The organism is Paenibacillus sp. RU5M (assembly GCF_900221055.1).
GTDB classification, from domain to species: Bacteria; Bacillota; Bacilli; order Paenibacillales; family Paenibacillaceae; genus Paenibacillus; species Paenibacillus marchantiae.
This window is the reverse complement of record NZ_OBQM01000001.1, coordinates 1206748-1227172: the sequence shown is the minus strand read 5'-3', so window position 1 is coordinate 1227172 and position 20425 is coordinate 1206748. Positions and strand designations below refer to the sequence as shown.

Sequence of the window (20425 nt, the reverse complement as noted above, 5' to 3'; positions counted from 1 at the left end):
CTAGACGGATGTACCTTTTCCCCGATACTATATAACTCACAAAAGTTCATTATTAGCAGATTCCACTTATCTGGATCGATATAATTCTCCTCTCCATGGGAAGTTTTTTTATGCGATAAAAACTATAAGGATATTTTGTAGACCATCATTTAAATCACGAGTTCCAAATCGTGATAACGTTGATATATTTATGTCTTATAAATAAAAACTATAAGAACACTTAACACTCAGCTTAATAGCAGAAAATTTGCACATCAATATGTATTACCTTCATCACACATTTAAACGTGTCTCACGCATAACGATAATTGGAATATGTCATGAAAAAACATTTTGAGAAGACGAAACAATTATTGGAAAACTCAAATTACACTATAACGCGTTTTGCTGTTATTATTGGACTTTCTAGCGCTGCGCATTTCACGTCAACCATAAACATCTATAAATACCATAAAGTATCAGGAATGTCTGCGTTAAGCGATTATGTGAATGCAACTGATATGCAAGATTTACCTACGAGGCTGATGCAATCCCCTTTTTATAGTACAAGCACTGCTGAACATAAATTCTACAGCTGACAGCTCATTATTCTTCCAGTTGAGATACTCGGCATTCAGGATGCCCCGCTGACCTAGTGTAAGTGTATTCAAATTCATTTGTGGCTGCCCCATGTGATCCATTTATTTCTTGGCTTCAGCAATACCTACAGCCTGTGCTTGCTTAATACCACTACGTTCCTCTTAGGCAAGCCAGCTAAGTATCTCACAAGATCCTTAATAAGCTGCCCGATCCCCCCAACCGTTTAATGGACTTAACAAATTATTTATCCCCCTCACGGATGAAACGCTGTACAACCTCACCTTCTCGAAATTTCATCTGTATGTTGACCAGAGCTCGATTATATGTCATTTATTTTATCCCTAATTGGAAATGTCCTCGTTCAGTGAGTAAAAAATAACAAAACACTTACCATTCAATGATATATATTGCGCAATTATTTCTTTTCTTTTTTTCGTTTTTTATCATCAACTGATGTTGGATAGCTAACGTGCAAGAGTCTGGTTTAGTCAGCCTAATGCACGCCTTGTCGCCATCATATAATTGTATAAATGATCAAAAGAAGGCTGAGAACCTTGAAATAGTTACATGACCTGCGCTGTTAGCTATTACTGATGAATTAGCAATGGTAATAGGAAACCCAGATATATTCCTAAATTGAATTGTATCTCCAACAGCAAAGGACTCAACTTGAACTAAAACCAATTGACCACTTGTTGCCGTGGTTACAGCAGCAGCCAGATATGCTGTAGAATTATTTAGCGATAGCCCAATTGTTGCTCCTGGTAATGTAGCAGCTGCAAGATTTAGCACAACACTTATGTTGTACAAACCTGCATTTTGTATTGTGAAAACACTTGTTGCTGCATTATAAGTAAGTGCAGTAAATTGGTTTGGAGTAATATTTAAAATATTTGATCCAGAAGCAATTGTCTGAGGTTGAATATTACCATTAAAGTATGAGTCTACAAACGTAGGAGTTGCACCTGTTGCGCCTGTTACCCCAGTAGATCCTGTCGCACCAGTGGCGCCAGTAGCCCCTGTTCCCGTTGCACCTGAGACACCGGTTACTCCAGTAGAACCCGTCGCTCCGGTGGCTCCGATTCCCGTTGCGCCTGTCGCACCAGTTACACCTGTAGATCCTGTAGATCCTGTTGCACCAGTCGTCCCTGTTCCTGTGGCACCAGTCACACCGGTCACCCCAGTTGATCCTGTTGCACCAGTAGCTCCAGTCGTTCCTGTTCCCGTTGCACCAGTCACACCGGTTACCCCAGTTGATCCTGTTGCACCAGTAGCTCCAGTCGTTCCTGTTCCTGTGGCACCAGTCACACCGGTTACCCCTGTTGATCCTGTTGCACCAGTAGCTCCAGTCGTTCCTGTTCCCGTGGCACCAGTCACACCGGTTACACCCGTTGATCCTGTCGCACCAGTAGATCCAGTCGTTCCTGTTCCCGTGGCACCAGTCACACCGGTTACACCTGTAGATCCTATTGCGCCAGTAGATCCAGTCGTTCCTGTTCCTGTTGCACCAGTCACACCGGTTACACCTGTAGATCCTATTGCGCCCGTTATACCCGTGGTTCCGGTCGCACCCGTGCTGCCTACAGACCCTGTAGAACCTGTTACTCCTGTTGTTCCCGTTGTTCCCGTTATTCCAGGATCGCCCGTTGTACCCGTTAAACCCGTCGCGCCGGTGGCTCCTGTTACACCTGTTGATCCCGTAACTCCTGTAACTCCTGTTACACCTGTTGATCCCGTAACTCCTGTAACTCCTGTTACCCCGGTGGCGCCTGTTGCGCCGGTTACACCTGTAGATCCTGTTGTTCCCGTTATTCCAGGATCGCCCGTCGTACCCGTTAAACCCGTCGCGCCGGTAGCTCCGATTCCCGTTGCGCCTGTCGCACCAGTTACACCTGTAGATCCTGTTGCTCCAGTCGTTCCTGTTCCCGTTGCACCTGTGACACCGGTTATTCCAGTAGAGCCCGTCGCTCCCGTTGCGCCTGTCGTTCCGGTTACACCCGTAGATCCTGTTGCACCAGTAGCTCCTGTTCCGCTGGCTCCGGTGGCTCCGATTCCCGTTGCGCCTGTCGCACCAGTTATACCTGTAGATCCTATTGCGCCCGTTGTACCTGTGGTTCCGGTCGCACCCGTGCTGCCTACAGACCCTGTAGCACCTGTTGCTCCGGTTCCACCGGTATCTCCTGTTGTTCCCGTTATTCCAGGATCGCCCGTCGTACCCGTTGAACCCGTCGCGCCGGTGGCTCCAGTCATCCCTGTTCCCGTTACGCCGGTGTCTCCTGTTACACCTGTTGAACCCGTTATTCCTATTGCACCAGTAACACCAGTGGTACCTGTAGATCCCGTAACTCCTGTTACACCAGTGGCGCCAGTAGCCCCTGTTCCCGTTGCACCTGTGACACCCGTTACTCCACTAGAGCCCGTCGCTCCCGTAGATCCTGTTGCACCAGTAGCTCCAGTCGTTCCCGTTCCTGTTGTTCCTGTCGCACCGGTCACCCCAGTAATCCCCGTTACACCAGTGGCGCCAGTAGCCCCTGTTCCCGTTGCACCTGTGACACCGGTTACCCCAGTAATCCCCGTTACACCAGTGGTGCCAGTAGCCCCTGTTCCCGTTGCGCCAGTAGCTCCGGTTCCGGTGGCTCCGGTGGCTCCGATTCCCGTTGCGCCTGTCGCACCAGTTTCACCTGTAGATCCTATTGCGCCCGTTGTACCAGTGGTTCCAGTCGCACCCGTGCTGCCTACAGACCCTGTAGCACCTGTTATTCCGGTTCCACCGGTATCTCCTGTTGTTCCCGTTATTCCAGGATCGCCCGTCGTACCCGTTAAACCTGTCGCACCGGTTACTCCAGTAATCCCCGTTACACCAGTGGCGCCAGTAGCCCCTGTTCCCGCTGATCCTGTGACACCGGTTACTCCACTAGAGCCCGTCGCTCCCGTGGCTCCGGTTGCGCCTGTTGCGCCGGTTACCCCACTTGTTCCTGTTCCGGTGGCTCCGGTGGCTCCGATTCCCATTGCGCCTGTCGCACCAGTTACACCTATAGATCCTGTTGCGCCCGTTGTACCTGTGGTTCCGGTCGCACCCGTGCTGCCTACAGACCCTATAGCACCTGTTACTCCGGTTCCACCGGTATCTCCTGTTGTTCCCGTTATTCCAGGATCGCCCGTCGTACCCGTTGAACCTGTCGCACCGGTTACTCCAGTAATCCCCGTTACACCAGTGGCGCCAGTAGCCCCTGTTCCCGCTGATCCTGTGACACCGGTTACTCCACTAGAGCCCGTCGCTCCCGTGGCTCCGGTTGCGCCTGTTGCGCCGGTTACCCCACTTGTTCCTGTTCCGGTGGCTCCGGTGGCTCCGATTCCCATTGCGCCTGTCGCACCAGTTACACCTATAGATCCTGTTGCGCCCGTTGTACCTGTGGTTCCGGTCGCACCCGTGCTGCCTACAGACCCTATAGCACCTGTTACTCCGGTTCCACCGGTATCTCCTGTTGTTCCCGTTATTCCAGGATCGCCCGTCGTACCCGTTGAACCCGTCGCTCCGGTGACTCCAGTCGTTCCAGTTCCCGTTACGCCGGTGTCTCCTGTTACTCCTGCGCTTCCGATAGCTCCGGTGGCCCCTGTAATCCCAGTCACACCTGTGGTACCTGTAACTCCTGTTACCCCAGTTGCACCTGTCGGACCAGTTGCGCCAGTCGAACCCGTCGATCCAGTCGTTCCTATTCCTGTTGCACCTGATGCACCAGTGACTCCCGTTGAGCCTGTAGCCCCTGTCAATCCACTGACTCCTGTAGCTCCCGTTGTCCCGGTTGTTCCTATGGTCCCATTGGCTCCTAACAACTCTGATGATACGATACGGTGAGGCGTTACAAGCTGTCCTGAAGAATTTTTTCCCCAAACTGAAATTTCTATCTGCTGTTCTGCTAAACCACTTGTTGTAAAGACAAATTCAAATACATCCAGATCCGCAAAATAATCTTTCCTTATTGCTTGATTTGGATTTACACTAATTAATTCGAGTACATATTCCGTTCTAGTCCCGTTTAGGTAATAACCCTGAATCAAGATAATTGCATTAGTGGCCACATTTCTATTATCAATATTGATGGTCAGCTGTTGTGTTGGTCTTACACCATTGACCGGATTATTCTCAATCGGTCCAGTTGATAAAATAGTCATTATTCCCTCCCCTTTTGTACATTTTTTAGAAACAGGAGAGATATCTACATTCCTTATATACTAATACTTCTCTGACTCCTATAGACCGACAATTTTAATTGCCTGGTCTTCCTTTTCCCTGTGCCACATATTTTTGTCCATACATGGTATACTTTTATTTTTCAAGAGTGTGAACAGTTGAAGACAGTTCCGCTTATAAATTTTCTCCTGCAACATTCAAAATGCTCAATTTATTCATCCGACTCTTTGTTTATTTTTATAAACCACCAAGCGTCATTTGAAGATAACCAAAGTAGGGATGAACGCGATGGATATTAGATATTAAAGTAATCTGGCTGTTAGTTTAACTTCGCCCTCGATTGCGCATCTACTTTAATTTCTCATTCTAACTATGGAATGGCAGGTAAAATAGCAACATCTCATTGTTTGTTACGGAGCTACAATCCTCCATGACTCGTAGTAATGATACGAATAAGGAATCCATTTCTCTGTGGACTTTTTCATTTTAGCCTCAATAGTTGCAGTTCTATAGGAGTAATCTCCGGTCTGCCATTCAACAGAATATTTAACTTTGAATTTATCGAACCCTTCCCAAGTTAGAGCTCCAGCAAGTTCTGCACCATGAGCTTTCTCAATAAGCTCAGTAGCTCTTTTACCTTAGAAATGGATTACAAAGCCATTTTTAATGCGGCACTCGTATCTAATGGAGCAACTGAGTCATAAAAATGACTATTACTTGCCATAAGATTCATCGGAACCCATCCAATGCGATCATTACCAAAGAAATTATCGTTTAATTCACGAAGTTGAACATAAACTCTCTTCCGTCTAAAATTTTGACATAGGGACCAACTTTAGCAACTAGCTGCTCGCCAGTTCACCTAATAGGAGGTTTAGACATATCTATAGAATACTCAGCACGTCAGTTGAATAAAAGCAGCCAATCACAATGATCGGCTGCTTTCTTTGTTTTATTGAGCTTACGTTTCCCGTTAGCTAACTTGCTCTGGGTCATGATACTTTAGTTTTATTGAATTTTAGACAGTGCCCAAAGCTTTCATATGAATAGATGGTGACTGTATACATTTATTATTTTCGTATATAGCTTTGATTATTGATACTTCAACGATTGTAGCACTTATTCTTTCGATTCTTTTAGTGCAGTAAGACATCGCTTCTTTTAAATTCTCATCATTTAATCTGTTAGCTATGGTACAGTGAGGCATCCAGTTATTCGGAAGATACTGAGACTCAGCATTCATTCGATATTTTTCAAAGAAACTGTGATGATTATCATGAAACGTTAAAAACTCTTTGGAAGGAACAGGTGCAAGGAATAAAATCCCCGTGTTCAAGAAGGTTCCTAGCGAGCTCATTGTAATTGAAAGTTGTTTTTTAGATTCATAAAAGCAGTCAAAATCGCTTATGAATTGCTCGATATCTAGGTCAGAGTTATAACCTGCTATCGTAATGTGAGGTCGTCTATCTTGTACTTCCTCTGCATATTTGGAAAACTGCATTATTGCTCAACTCTTTCCAAACCTGCTTTATATAAAGCTCTGTATTCTGGTCAAAATGAGCAACTACTCCGAACACTTCTATAACCCCCTCAATATCTATAGCCCCTGCAATGAAGAGTATTCAACAGTAACATTGAGCAATCCTGCCCGTTAGCTTAACGAATTAACAGTCGAAAATCGATTAGATACATGCCTAAAGTTAATCGGACTATGTTCTTGTCCTTGGCTCGGGACAAGAACTTGCACCGATAAAATGAAAAAAAAACGCTAAATTAGCGACTTCTATCAACCGCTCGTTTTAATCAAAAATCCGTTCCAACTTTCTTCTTTCGTCATTTCTATCTTTCTCATTGAGATCCATGTTCAATCTTACGCATTTAGTTCCTCCATCAAAATCCGGTAGATCTCATATCAGGCTTTTTAACCCATAACCAGATATTCACCTTTGTAATTAGGTAATCTATTTTTCATTTGTTCCATCATCCATATGTATTGTTCTGGAAACATTAAGTGTTCAGAGCTTCCCTCCAAGCAACCTGATTCTTGGGCTTGTTTCCAAACCACTAAAGTCTGTATGCTCCAATAAATCATTTTCTTGGGTACCTCCGTGATTTAAATTTCTCGCCAGTCTTCCCCATATTCACGTTCTAACTCATCTTTAAATTTAAAGTATAGATCTTCAATTTCCTGATATACTTGCTCCTCTCTTAACTCCAAATCATTGTATCTAGCCTCAATCAAGTAAAATAACAGAGCCTTTTCCCTAAATTTTAAATCCATATTACATGCCTCCTTATAAAACATAGTTCTACTAAGACAAGTTTTGGATCTCTCTGAAGTACAAACACCTCATCTTCTTTGCATAATTCCATAAACAACTCCAATTGCTCTTCATATTTATTCTGAGACGGCGTTGCAAACTACATTCCCTTCTCTCTTTGTATAAAGCACCTTGCCCTCTCTCTGTTCTATAACTGAATGAACTTCAAAGATAAACTCCTTATAGCACATCGTAACGCTTTCTAGCTGAAGTGACAAACTATAGTTTTCTGTTAGCTTAACAAATCACATCAGTAAAAAAATGCTTACTTTACTAATACATATATGTTCGTGTCTCTTAATTCGCTTCCATTAACAGACAGAACTTCAGGTGGTTAAAAGCAAAATCAGTGATACCTTGTACAGCAGCTTCACATACTACCTTTCCATCACCTGGTTTAGGCATTCTAATCAGTATGGCTACAACCACGTTAATCTGCCCGTTTGCTGAATTAGGGGGTAGAAAACCGATTAGTTATGTACCTAATCAGCAATCGGATTATGTTCTTATCCCTCGACAGTTTATCATCATATTACATAAAAAAATCAAATTTCAATATTTTTCAATTGCAATAAATCGTCAAATCATGTTTTTTTTGCAGTCTTCTGAAATGTATTCTTGTCACGGTTATCGGACGTCTTGCTTCGTATGGGGATCATTTTGGACTCTTTAAATCATCATTCACCTGAGGGTGCTTACATTTTTTAGACTTATTATTGTACTCATTGATGATCCGATCAAGAAATTGAGACTGTTTGATCACTAATGGATGTGCTAAGCCGTGGTGTTTGATGAGATTATGTAACTTTTTTCTTTCAACTTCTAGTTTTATATTTGTTAAATAACGATCATTCACAGTATCACACTCCTATACTGTTATATATTATCTTTTTATGTAAAAAGTTAGAGAAAAAAATGAACATCATATTTCTTACTAAAACAGAAAAAGGCACCCATTGGGTGCCCCAAGACATTTATAAATTGTAATAGCTACCAACCTCCAGAACCATGACTGCTTGGAGAATATAGCGGTATTGGAACAGGTGGTATTTCGTCAGAAGCAAACGCACTTAATGGTACTAAAGTAATTACTAAACTCAAAATCAGCATAACTAAGGACAACTTTTTTTTCATGTTAAACCCTCCTCGTAAATCGTCATGATTGTCGTATATCTTTTTAACGAAGTCTCATCAATAAAATAACGAAACTTCTCAAACATGCATATACACCTCACCATGCATGCGGTATTGTTAATTTTAGCTGATATTGCCAAACTCTCTAGGACGTAATTAATTCCAATCCTATATGCACCTTTTTTAGTATAGTAAGAACCCACATCAGCTAAAAAATTTGCTAAACCATCGTCTATAATCTCAGCCGTGTACGTTCCCACTTGACCATTTCCCTTAATTTGATTCAATATCACCTGTTCAAAACGCTCAAGAATACTGTCTATATTAAGTTTATACATTTCAGCTGCTTTCACAATTTTGAATAGAGCTCGTAGTATTTCATTTTCATTTGAAGAGATATATTCGACATACTCTTTAAGTACACTCACTTCTCCAGACATAAGCCTATACAAGTATCTATTAGCTTTCGCCCACTCTGCAAATTGATATTTAGTAGCCTCAGCGGATTCATCTGTCTCTACAATCCAATCGTGAACCTCATAGCGAGTCACATAATTTATGGCATTCTCAAAATCATTCTTTTCTTCGGAAATCGTACCTAGAATTAGATTAGAGTAAAGAATGTAACCAAATAGAGGCTTTTCAGTTTTAGTTAGTTTTGGATTTTTATGAGTTCTTTTATGCTTTTGTTTATAAAAGTTTTCTGCTATACGACCCATTTCTTCTGCTAAGTATTTTGATTTATCCCACCTGTGCAAAGACATGAGGAGATTTATAAGGTCCTTTAATGCATCCAATTGTTCTGCCTCGCCCAACCTTTTAATAAAGGGTTCAAACTGTGCTGCGCATTCCAAATTGATCTCTTGATTATCAGTTAAAGAATTTTTAAATATCCTGTATTGGCAAGTAGCCAAACGCTCGGCATGTTGGAAGCGTTCACTTTCTGCAACCTTCTTATATATAATTAAAGCAGCTTCACTATAGTTCTTGTTATTCAGAATTTCAGCCACGTCAAATAGCATAGGTAAATAATTTAGATTGTCCATCACTATACTAACCAACTGATCAAGACAATCAAGTTTATTCAGTTCAGCACATCTATTAATTAAAGGTTTACACCTTCTCCAATCCGGTGAACTCTCATTAAAAAATTCATATATATATATTTCATATAATGCTCCAGGCTCTAATTTCATAGCTTCAGTAATTTGATCGAGGGTCCGGACAGGGACCGGAATAACCCCGTTCATAATTTTACTCAAAGAGCCTGGATTAATACCTGCTCTCTCAGCAAAATGAGAAATGACTATTTGATTATCTTTTATGTAATTATACATTTCTGATCGGATCGTCTTAATTGAAAGTTCCAAAATATACCTCCTCCCAAATTAAAAACCCAATATTTTCAATATAAACGCTTATTTAGAAATATAATGTAAAAGTTAACCATCGGTCAATAGATCGAATTCAATTTTTAATATTCTATTGACTCTCCCCGTTCAAGACAGGAACATTTCCAGCATATCCAGAGCATAAAGCTCAACGTCCACCAAATTTTTACGAGGCAAACATTTGGCCCCCCAAGTGCTTTCCATTTTTTCTTAGCGTTAGCAAAACATTCAGCCTGTGTTTGCTTAATGGAATTACTTTCCTCTTCCGTAAGCCAGCTAAGTATCTGTAGCACAAAATCCATAACAAGCTGCCCGATCCCCTCTAACACCTGGTACTTCCACTGCCATCAAGCCAGAATGGATATGTTTAGCAGTAGCTTCACGATGAACACACCAGCTCAGCCAAATAGCCCCCGGCCTTATCCTTAAAAAATCGTCGTACAGATTACGCTTCGCATCACATAATTTGCCATTGACTCGACCGTATGGACGTAACTTCTTTGGTGAAATGAACAAACTATGAATTCATCAGTTATCAGATAGAGACTCATGCTACGGCCATGAGTCTCTTATATGCACAAAAAACTGGAATTTGTCCGGTTTAAATCCCTTATATATTCCCGTAGAATTAAATTCACAACAATACAAAAATATATAAATTATCCCATATATTTATATATTTTTTTGTATGAAAGAGGGTGATACAAGAAAATTATTTGCCCAAAATAAGATCTAGGCTTTCTTATTCAGGTTGATAAAATTTCGTTTTAGAGGAGAGTGTACGTTTTGTTATTCAAATTGAAGAAGTCAATTAGTGTTCTTTTGGCCCTCCTGACTGCCCTGCCGCTGATATTAACTCCAATTCAGGCTTCGGCTGCCAGCGATGTTACTGTAAACTTGTCTTCTCAAAAGCAGCTTATCAAGGGATTTGGGGGAATCAATCATCCGGCCTGGATAGGAGATTTGACACCATCGCAAAGAGATACAGCATTTGGTAATGGACAAAATCAGCTGGGTTTTTCAATTTTGCGTGTCTATATTGATGATAATAAAAACAATTGGTATAAAGAATTGCCTACCGCAAAACGAGCGATTGAACAAGGGGCAATCGTCTTTGCGTCACCATGGAATCCTCCAAGTGATATGGTGGAGACATTCAATCGTAATGGGGACACCACGGCCAAGCGACTTAAATACGATAAATATGCTGCGTATTCACAGCATCTTAATGACTTTGTTTCTTACATGAAATCCAACGGTGTTAATCTCTATGCAATCTCCGTACAAAATGAACCGGATTATGCGCATGATTGGACGTGGTGGACGCCTCAAGAAATGCTTCGATTCATGAAAGATTATGCGGGCTCCATTACAGGAGCGAAAGTAATGGCGCCAGAATCCTTCTCCTACCTAAAAGAAATGTCAGATCCCATACTGAATGATCCTCAAGCTTTAGCAAACATGGACATTTTGGGTGCACATACGTATGGTACACAATTTAACAATTTCCCTTACCCACTTTTTAAACAAAAAGGTGCAGGAAAGGAACTTTGGATGTCAGAGGTATATTACCCTAATAGTAACGCAAACTCAGCAGATAATTGGCCAGAGGCGCTGGATGTCTCCTATCACATCCATAATGCCATGGTAGAGGCAGATTTCCAGGCTTATGTATGGTGGTATATTCGTAGACAGTACGGTCCCATGAAAGAGGATGGCACCATAAGCAAACGGGGATATAACATGGCGCATTTTTCCAAGTTTGTTCGACCAGGTTTCGTGAGAGTTGAGGCGACGAAAAATCCGGATACCCAGACGTTTATCTCTGCATACAAAGGAGACAACAAGGTGGTTATCGTAGCAATTAACCGAGGAACATCCGCTGTAAACCAAAAATTTGTATTGCAGAACGGGAACGCCTCAACCGTATCTTCCTGGATTACAGACAGCACAAGAAATCTGGCTGCCGGCTCTTCGATTAACGTCACTGGCAATTCCTTTACTGCTCAAATTCCTGCTCAGAGTGTTACTACATTCATAGCTCCATTAAAGTAGTAACAATCCCGATCAACCTACAGTTTACTTTTCATCAATATTGATGTCATCATATTAAAATTTTATTGCAAATAAACGCAAAACCCTTGAGACAACTTCCAATGATATTCAATGGGAGTTGTCTTCATATGAATGGTCAAAACCAGAACAAAAAAACAAAAGCGCTCCCCTGTCTAAAACACAATAGGAGTGCTCTTGTCTTTTTGTTCTTGTCTATTTCTTGAACATGAACTCGTTATAGGCTTTTCCTTCCACTCCTTTTAATATTGAAAAATTAATTTGGAATATTGATACAGATCGTTCTTCCATACAGGCCAATCATGTCCACCGCTTTCCTCATACCAAATATGAGGTACTTCGTGTTGTGTCAAATAACCGTGCAACTGTTCGCTGATTTGCTTGAGGTTATCTTGGTCACCGCAGGACAACCAGAGCAAACGGAGAAGCGATGACGCTTCTGATGGATTCGGGAGGAGCAACTCCGAGGCTTTGGTGTTTGGAGCTGCGGAGAACGCACCGATCCAGGCAAAATGGTTCAGATTGTTCAATCCGATATTTAAAGACTGGCCTCCGCCCATGGACAAACCTGCAATTGCCCGGTTCTCCCTTTTCGTCCGAACATGGTAATTCGATTCAATAAAAGGAATTAAATCGTGAAGTATATCGGATTCAAACGTCTCGAATGCTTTTATTTTCTCAGGATCAAACAGATCTCCCTCAGCCCTGTCGTTTGGCATTGCGCGACCATTAGGAAATACGACAATCATCGGCTCAAGCTTTTTATCGTCGTACAGATTATCGAGAATCACTTGTGGATTGGCATGATTATGCCACTCGGCTTCGTCTCCACCGATCCCATGCAAAAGGTAGAGGACGTTATACGTATACTCAATGGAATATCCGGGTGGAGTATACACCATTGTTTTGCGCGAGTTCCCAACGGTTGCCGAGAAATATTCCACCATTTCCATGTTGCCGTGTAGTATGTTTTCCCTGTACTGGTCATACCCTTCTGGTGCTGTAGTTATCATCATATTCTCCCCTTCCAACATGCTTCTTTTGTTGCTGCTAAACAGGATGTTGTGACTAATCAACATAACCAAATCCCAGAATCGTAAATCGTTTGCCCTCGTGGCCTTCAGCCATCTCAATCTCCACCGTGTGCTCTCTGGAATGCTTTTCATCGTACAGGATTACGGCATGGCAGTGTGTCCAGTTCACTTGATGCGGATCGGCTGTCTTCATCAGTGTTCCGTCCACTCTAATATTCGCGGTTCCAAAATCCGCCCTTCCGGAATCCTTGAACACCAGAATAAGGCGCTTGCTCCGGAGGATCAGCTTAAAGCTGTCTTTACCCGCTACGTTCTGCCCCGTATGCATCCAGTTATTAGGAAATAGCGGTGTACCGTGTGCATGATCATCCATCTCTGTCAGTTGCAGATCGGTATCCGTCTCCCGAAACCCACCCGCCTCAATCCGGGCGATCCTGTCGCCATTCAGACGGTCAAGCAGCTTCGTGTCAACAAAGGCATTTCCGAGCAGCGGTGGCTTTTCATTCGCGTTATCTTCCTCGTCCGGGGCGGATCGATCCGTTACGTCGAACAACCAGCCCAGACAGTCGGCCATAATATGATGTCCGGCATTGGTCGGATGGTAGATGTCTTGGAAAAATTGCTTTTTGGTAATGACATTGCCCTGTTCCTTCGTCCACTGGAATTGCTCCACCACAGCATCTTTTACACTCACCATAGGCAGATCATAATGCCAGCCAACAGGAGTCAGGCGATCCTGAAGATTCCAGTCATTCTCAAACACACTGAACAGCAAAATGACGGCTGGTTTGTTGTTAGCGCCAAGTGTCTTGAGCACCAGGCTCTCGTAACAAATGCCTTTGGTCTCATCGTCTGCATCATTGACGGCAAACTCCACAATGACAATATCAGGCTGGACTGTCCCGTCCCGCAGCACATCCCGATCATAGCGGACAATGCCCAGCTGTGAGGGCGTGCCGCCTACGCCTGCCTTGATCAGACGAATCGGACTGTCATCCGATGGAGCGAACATATGCTTGAAAATTTCATGCGAGCGATAGGCGTAACAATTCAGATGAAGAGGAACGGCGCCTGCGCCGTGGGTAATCGAGCCGCCAATGTAAGCGATGGTGACCGGCTCGCCGCGTTTTGCTTTTTCAATAGCAGCCTTCAATCTAGTGTTGTTTCCTTTGTTCAATAGAGATTTACCGATCATATCACGATAAGCCTGTGACTCGGGATCAACCGGCGGCTCATTCCCAGCTTCAGCAACCCCAACAGGGTCACACGGTGCCGTCGGACCTTCCTTTTCATTTGCCGAATCCGCTGAATTGTTGAGCATGGACATCCATCATCCTTTCCATCAACAAAGGGTTTAATTGGGTTACTGAAGCATATTATGAAGCACGCTAATAAACTTCAGGTATACTCCAAAAGCCTTGCTTAAATTTGCTAAGCCGGGCTTTTGGAGATACATCTTAATTGTTAACTGCGACAAATTTCCATTGCTGATTGGTTGCGTTTGTAAAACCGTTTTGCTGTAATTTGGCACCGTCTGCCGTTGAGGAGCCTGCGACCTCTATGGCCTTATTGCTGTTGACGTTTATAATACTCCAATAGCCATTGCCCAGATCGTTGATTTTAAAATGCTGCGCGGTGGTATTCAAATTGCTCATGAGTTGTACTGCCTCTCCGTTGTTACTTGTCCCATTACGAATGTCGATGACCTTATCGGGCGAATTTACACTCGTCAAACTGTAAATTCCACTAGCAATCTGGGTCAGGACCCACTTTTGAGGGTTGCCGCCCAGATCAGACCATTGCTGAAGCTGCAAATTGTTCTCATTTACCCCACCCGGGACATCTATAACTTTGCCCGAATGTCTAGCCACGATCTTGTAGGTTGCCCCCGGCGTCAATCCCGTTGATGGAGTGCCACCGTTCGGGTAAGACTGTGCGCGTTCATAGAACCAATCGAACAGAAAACGTCCCATCGCGCTCCGTGAAGCATCACCGTCCCATTTCAGGCCTGCCGTCGGATCGGCAAAGGAGCTTCGTTCCCCGGCATCCAAAATGAAGCCGTTCATATGTGCTGCAATGCTGACATTGCCTGCCGCGTTGAAAATGGTCTTCGTATTGTTGCCAAAACCTTCATTACTGCCGTTGAACAGATTCCAGTATTCGGAATCGCCCGGCTTCGTTTTGAACCACGTGACTTCGGTGATGTTAATCGGATATTTATCAGCCGCAGCCTTCACATTCGTATTCCACTGATCTTGCAGAATCGACATGTTGTCATGCGCTCCGTACCCCGGATACCAGTGAACGGCATAACCGTAATTGTTCAAAGGGTCTGTTAAGGGATGGCTTGCTGTCAGACTATAGAATTGGTTGTACCCCAAACCAGCGGCCCAGATAACATTATCCGCGCCTTGGCTGCGGATGGTTGAGATGATGGAGTTCTGGAAATTGCGCAGATCATTCCAGTGATCCACAAAGTCGTTCTCGCCGTTGTAGCCGCCCCAATGACCGTTAGCATACGATTTAACCGGCTCATTGATTAGCTCAAAGTGTACGTTGTCTGCGCTTTTAATTTCCGGGCGAGAAGCGAGATAACCCCAGATTTGATTGAACTTTTGCAGATTGGCTGCGGTCGTAGCTTGATCATCCTTCAATGTGAAGTCAAGTCCGAGTGTAACATAAACACCCTTTGTTTTTGCATATTGGATATAAGGGATAATGACGTTCTGCGTTACAGTTTGTACACCAGCAAAATTATAAGTGCCTGCTGCTATGTCTCCCATGTCCTCGCGGTCAATGAACAGACGAATCTGATTCATATTCCAGCCGTGGCTGCTTCCGTATTTAGGACTTGTACTTGTAAATGTATCGGTAATTTCTTTCAGATAAGCCAATGTAGCGGCATGGCGGTTGTTGCCGTTTCGACTAAGATAATAATTGCTGTTCTGGTAGGTCCAGTAGGCTCCTGAGGGCTGATGCCAGCCACTCATTACGACGGGTTGGTTACTGCTGTTCACTAGATTTTTCCCACTGACGTGAAGCTTGCCCATAGGCATGCCAACCCACGCGTCCGCGCGACCCGATCCGAGTGGCGTGATGGACAGCAGCAAAGCCAGAATGAGCATAAATTTACAGTAATTCAACATCTTCTTCAACATAATCCCTCCTGAGCTTGAATGGTGAAACGTGAAAACAGACGGCATCACCTCCTTCACTGAACTATATTGGGCTCGCCTTCGTAGCCCTTCTGATGGAGAAGCATCATCCAACGATGCCCGTGCGTTCAACACTCTCCACGAAATAACGCTGTACAAACAGGTAGATGATGATCAAAGGCAAGATGGCCAGTAAAATCCCGGTATCCTGTATCATGCTTAGATAAAAAGGATCGGCTTTGGATGCACCGTCGCTTACCTGCTGGGCCAGATTATACGGTAGCGAGGACAGCTGGGTGGACATCACTTTGCTGGACGTCAGATAGGTTGTCGTATAGAAGCTGTCATTCCATTGCCAAACGAAGGAAAATAACAGCACGGTCACAATGGACGGAATCGCATTGGGCAGCATGATGCGTGCAAAAGTGCGGCTGATGCCAGCACCATCAACGTAAGCCGCTTCCTCTACTTCCTTGGGAATACCTCTGAAAAACTGGCGGAAGATAAAAATATACAGCCCTGCCTTGAGCGAATTGGCCGTTATGGCAGTCAGAATAAACGGCCAGTACGTATTCAGCAGATTTACGGGTTTGCCAGCGATCAGCGTCATCAGTCCCATCAGATCAAAGCTCTTCAAGTTCAGGTACACCGGAATAAGAATGGTCGTTGGCGGAACCAGAATGGTCAAGATGACTCCGGCAAACAACAGATTGCTTCCTTTGAATTTCAAGCGGGCAAACCCATATCCGGCGAGCGCGCAGGAAAGCGTCGTCAAAATGGTCGTTGTTGCAGACAGTGCAAACGTATTGAGCAGCGTGGCCCAATAATCCATGACACGAATGGCCTGCTTGAAATTGTCGATGGAGAAATTTTGCGGAATCCAGACCACGACGGCCGAATACAGGTCGCTCTTATCCTTGATGGACGTCGATATTTTCTGGAAGATCGGGAACAGGATCACGAAGGAGAGCCCGGTAATCAGCGTGAACCGCACAACGGACCACAGCCAGCTTTTCCACTGCTCAAGTGAAAACAGCCTTGATATCATCAATCTGAACAACCTCCTTTCTAATCTTGATAGAAGACACGTTTGGAGAAAATAAGCGATACGATGATCAGAATTACGGCAATCGCCACGAAGTAGACCCACGCCATAGCTGAGCTCAGTCCAAAATCAAATTTGACAAAGCCAGTATCACGAATGAGCGAAGTCATGGCATTGTTGGCAAAGGAATCGACAATGGTATAGATCACGTTAACGAAAATAAGCGGGCTGACCATGGGGAACGTAATTTTCCAAAAGGCTTCATACCCCGTAGCCCCTTCCATTTTGGATGCCTCGTACAGCTGGGGCGATATGGTTTGGATGCCTGCCAAAAAGATCAGAATCTGCACGCCTGATTGACTGACGATCTGATAAATGCGATCTACGGCGCCGCTCAGATACATGACAACCCACTCGCTCAGCCCCGCGTCCAGCATCAGGTTTTCAATCTCAAATGTGCCCAGGGCACTGCCACCCGTACTGCTCTGGTTAACGGCCTCGATCAGACTGGTGCTTTCCAGCGCCATGATGACACCTGATGCCAAAATCACCGGCAGAAAAAAGATTGACCGCGCTATGGCCCGCCCCGGAAACTTCTGATTGAGAATGACGGCAAGGAACAGGCTGAATATAACGATGAGCGGCACATTGACGAATACATCCGTTATGGATCCGATCAGCGCTCGGTTGAAGCTGGTATTGACCGTCAGCGCCTGAATATAGTTGGCGAGACCTGTGAACTGGATGGATATGCCCTGCGCGTTCGCCTGAATTGAACTCAGGCTGTAGCGCAGGGAAGCCAGCAGCGGAACAAAGAAGAACAGGACAAAGCCGATAAGCCAGGGAAGCACATAGATCACTCCCCAGGCCGCCTTCTGCTGAGCATAGGTTCGGCGTCCCCACTTTCCTTTCAGTAGCGCTTTCAGAGCTGCTCACCACCTGTCACGTAACTTTTGGCTTCTACGGTTCGGCCTGCTGCCTCCACGGGGAAGTCGTTATAATTCACCAGAGCGAAGCCTCCGTTTTCGTATGTCGTTTGAAATATCCCTTCAGCCAGCTTCTCGTGTGCGACCATGTTCAGCCCGGCGAATGAACGATTGGCCTGATTGACCTCTTCATACATCTCGGCTGCCAGGTCCATCCACTGCTCGTAATGGGCGGCGTACAGATCGTCGTAATCCGTTTCCTTCACGACATGGTTCGGCGCGTTGAACCATGTGAAGTAGGGGCTTGCTCCATACTCAACAAGCTTCAACACATATTGTCTTGCATCGGTATACGTTGACAGATTGTAGGCTGCTCCGGTGTAGCTGATGCCACCGTGAACAACCAGTTGGAAGAACGGAATCTCTTCATCCTCCAGCTTGAAGTGGCTGCTGGACATCGGCGCATCCGTCAACCCCGTCACATATGGCAGCGCATAAGCATTCCCACCCTCCGCCACAAGGGGCATCCCCTGCTGTGTAATTTGCTTCAATGCCTCCGTGACAGCAACTTGCGCTCCGGTTCGGTCCAGCAGTTTTTTCGGATTCATATCGCTGTTCAGTTGCTCGGCCAGATCACGCATAGACAATCCGACTGTCTCATATGGCTGGAGTGCTTTTAGCATGTCTTCGGTCACATCACCCAGCAGGTTTGGAGAAAGGATATATGCCGGTTGTCGATCCCGGTCACGCCGCTGTCTTGCCGGGTCCATCGGATACAGAACCGCTGGCTCCTGCGTAAGTGTTCGGGAAGCTTCCGAGGAAGGCTTGAAGCCGCTCTTCGCATGCACGTTTAGGACCGCTAAATCAGGATAAAATCCGATCCCGGCCTCACGGATATAGTCGCTAAATGCCTGCATGCCTTTTCGTCCTCCCACCGCCCCGTCCACCTTAATGGAATCCGGCAAACGATGAAGGAGTCCTCCGTTGAACCAACCCGCGTAACGCACCTGAATGTTGGATACGTGTTTTTCTTTGAGCTCGGACAAGATTTGCTGCGCCTCTTCAAACGTGGTCAACGCCTCATTCGATTCGTAAGGTATACCCAGCAGGTGTTTTTGGGTGGTCATACTGCCGACAAGCTTCAGGTAAAACGGAATGCCCTTTTCTCCCTCAGCCGTTTGCTTCGCCGGAAGGCCGTCCGTCCGGGTTAAATAATTCCGGTACAGAGAGGCAAGACCGGAATAGGACGCATCCTCTGCTCCGGCAAAGGCGTAACGAACGACAAAATCGGATGCCGTCGGCTTCTTCTGGAACTTGGGCAGTGTCCGTAGCATGTCGCTCGCCTGAAGCGTCACATCACTTTTGTTCACAACGTAAAAGCTTGGATACACATTGTTGTAGCTATTCAGCTTTCCGCTGATATCCGCATTAACAAAGGCTGTAGCCGCACCTTCCTCGATGATGCCCAGGAACGCACCGCCCGAGTGAATCAGTCCGAAAACCGGCAGCCTGGCCTTTTCCTCAGTCGAGTCCACTTCACGAAGCTTCATCGTCAGGTCCGGTCCATACACGTCCTGCTGATAGGCGGGATATTGAACCTTGCCATTGTTGAAATGAATGAGTGCTCCCGAACCGTCGGGTACAAACAGGGAACCTTCTTCGTCCGCTGCACCAGCACCGAAATAATCCAGCACCGATATGCTATTGATCGGATATTGCTCGGGAAAATGAATGCCGGATGCCGGCACGCGTACGACCAGTGTTTCGTCATCCAGCTCGTATTCGATGGATAACATAAACATGCGTGGTCCGCTTTTTTCCTGCTCGATGCCATGCTCGACATTGTCCAGTTCAAGGTCCTCTGGTGTGTAACCGGCTGTCTCAAAAGCCTTGAGGGCACGCGTTAGCTGAAGTCCCTGCATCGCCTTGTCGATTCGGACGTAGACGCCTTCGTCCTTGTCCTCGGCATAGCCGGCCTTTAAGGCACGCTGCCCGGCCTTATCGAGCGCGGCAAGCAGCTTCTGCTCGAAGCGCTCCTTGCTGATTTTCACAGGCAAATCCTCTATGGAGCTCTCATTACTGCCAAACTGGTAGTTCACCCGAACGCCATTTGGCAATACTTCGTAGCTTATCTGCTGGTGGGCTACACTATCCGTATAGGAGTTAACCGAGCTGCTCTGTCCCTGACTGTTATAAAAGCTGAGCTTGGCCTGCGAAGACAGCAGGTCCTTGTTGATGCCCGCCGCAAGCGTATCCAATTTGCGCTCTTCCGGATTGCTGCGCCAGATCTGCCCGCTCTGCTTGTGAATCACCGCAATCTCGGCTGTCTCTTCCTGGATGAACAGCTGCAGCGCTTCATTCTGGGCAAGCCCGATCATGCCCGGAAGACGTGTATCGTTGAAGGATGAGGCCAGCTTCTCTCCGGGCGGCAGCGCAGGCACTTCCGCTTGTTCATCCGAGCTCGCAGACATCCTGGCTTCAGGCACAGAAGAGGGCTGACACCCGCCAAGAAGCAGGCCGAATACGAGCAGGATCGCGATCATTTTTTTAGCCACGTACAAATTCATCTCCATTC

At 45.4% G+C, this 20425-nt stretch carries 14 protein-coding genes; 2 read left to right on the top strand and 12 right to left on the bottom strand.

Translation table 11 applies throughout. The features are described 5' to 3' along the window. Window positions 1-31 precede the first annotated feature (31 nt). Window positions 32-205: an Ada metal-binding domain-containing protein gene (locus CRO25_RS34255; protein ID WP_079694253.1), complete on the top strand. Its 174-nt coding sequence runs from the start codon at window positions 32-34 to the stop codon at window positions 203-205. 908 nt (window positions 206-1113) lie between these two features. On the opposite strand, the gene CRO25_RS34125 is transcribed toward CRO25_RS34255, so the two are convergent. The 6 genes from CRO25_RS34125 to CRO25_RS05465 all read right to left on the bottom strand — a co-directional run bounded on the left by CRO25_RS34125 (window position 1114) and on the right by CRO25_RS05465 (window position 9596). After that, the gene (locus tag CRO25_RS34125) at window positions 1114-4752 is read right to left on the bottom strand and encodes a collagen-like protein (protein WP_079693654.1); all 3639 of its coding nucleotides are present in this window, start codon (window positions 4750-4752) and stop codon (window positions 1114-1116) included. Between the two features lie 1037 nt (window positions 4753-5789). Beyond that, window positions 5790-6272 (bottom strand): 2'-5' RNA ligase family protein, encoded by a 483-nt coding sequence (locus CRO25_RS05475; RefSeq protein WP_079693655.1) that lies wholly within the window; start codon window positions 6270-6272, stop codon window positions 5790-5792. A gap of 612 nt (window positions 6273-6884) precedes the next feature. Beyond that, window positions 6885-7052 carry a hypothetical protein gene (locus tag CRO25_RS33210; protein ID WP_161490661.1) on the bottom strand — a complete coding sequence of 56 codons (168 nt, stop codon included), beginning with the start codon at window positions 7050-7052 and terminating at the stop codon, window positions 6885-6887. 695 nt (window positions 7053-7747) lie between these two features. Then, window positions 7748-7948 carry an aspartyl-phosphate phosphatase Spo0E family protein gene (locus CRO25_RS05470; protein ID WP_063567974.1) on the bottom strand — a complete coding sequence of 67 codons (201 nt, stop codon included), beginning with the start codon at window positions 7946-7948 and terminating at the stop codon, window positions 7748-7750. A 134-nt stretch (window positions 7949-8082) separates the two neighbouring features. Beyond that, window positions 8083-8226: a hypothetical protein gene (locus tag CRO25_RS33205; RefSeq protein ID WP_157258438.1), complete on the bottom strand. Its 144-nt coding sequence runs from the start codon at window positions 8224-8226 to the stop codon at window positions 8083-8085. Then, window positions 8223-9596: an XRE family transcriptional regulator gene (locus CRO25_RS05465; RefSeq protein WP_256863533.1), complete on the bottom strand. Its 1374-nt coding sequence runs from the start codon at window positions 9594-9596 to the stop codon at window positions 8223-8225. The genes CRO25_RS33205 and CRO25_RS05465 overlap by 4 nt, the downstream gene beginning before the upstream one ends. 807 nt (window positions 9597-10403) lie before the next feature. On the opposite strand from CRO25_RS05465, the gene CRO25_RS05455 reads away from it, so the two are divergent. Next, complete coding sequence (locus tag CRO25_RS05455; RefSeq protein ID WP_079693657.1) at window positions 10404-11672, top strand: glucuronoxylanase; 1269 nt, start codon at window positions 10404-10406, stop codon at window positions 11670-11672. A 260-nt stretch (window positions 11673-11932) separates the two neighbouring features. On the opposite strand, the gene CRO25_RS05450 is transcribed toward CRO25_RS05455, so the two are convergent. The 6 genes from CRO25_RS05450 to CRO25_RS05425 all read right to left on the bottom strand — a co-directional run bounded on the left by CRO25_RS05450 (window position 11933) and on the right by CRO25_RS05425 (window position 20405). Continuing rightward, a complete protein-coding gene (locus CRO25_RS05450) occupies window positions 11933-12703 on the bottom strand; it encodes an esterase family protein (protein WP_079694255.1) in 771 nt (256 codons plus the stop codon). 55 nt (window positions 12704-12758) lie between these two features. Continuing rightward, on the bottom strand, window positions 12759-14045 hold the full coding sequence (locus CRO25_RS05445; protein ID WP_079693658.1) for an SGNH/GDSL hydrolase family protein: 1287 nt from the start codon (window positions 14043-14045) through the stop codon (window positions 12759-12761). 136 nt (window positions 14046-14181) lie between these two features. Further along, entirely contained in the window at window positions 14182-15870 is a 1689-nt protein-coding gene (locus CRO25_RS05440) for an RICIN domain-containing protein (RefSeq protein ID WP_256863582.1), read from the bottom strand. A 115-nt stretch (window positions 15871-15985) separates the two neighbouring features. Beyond that, entirely contained in the window at window positions 15986-16927 is a 942-nt protein-coding gene (locus CRO25_RS05435; RefSeq protein WP_079693659.1) for a carbohydrate ABC transporter permease, read from the bottom strand. A gap of 20 nt (window positions 16928-16947) precedes the next feature. Further along, window positions 16948-17850, bottom strand: coding sequence for a carbohydrate ABC transporter permease (locus CRO25_RS05430; protein ID WP_079693660.1), 903 nt, complete (start codon window positions 17848-17850; stop codon window positions 16948-16950). Then, on the bottom strand, window positions 17847-20405 hold the full coding sequence (locus CRO25_RS05425) for a DUF5696 domain-containing protein (protein WP_306454207.1): 2559 nt from the start codon (window positions 20403-20405) through the stop codon (window positions 17847-17849). Before CRO25_RS05425 ends, CRO25_RS05430 begins: the two co-directional genes overlap by 4 nt. Window positions 20406-20425 lie beyond the last annotated feature (20 nt).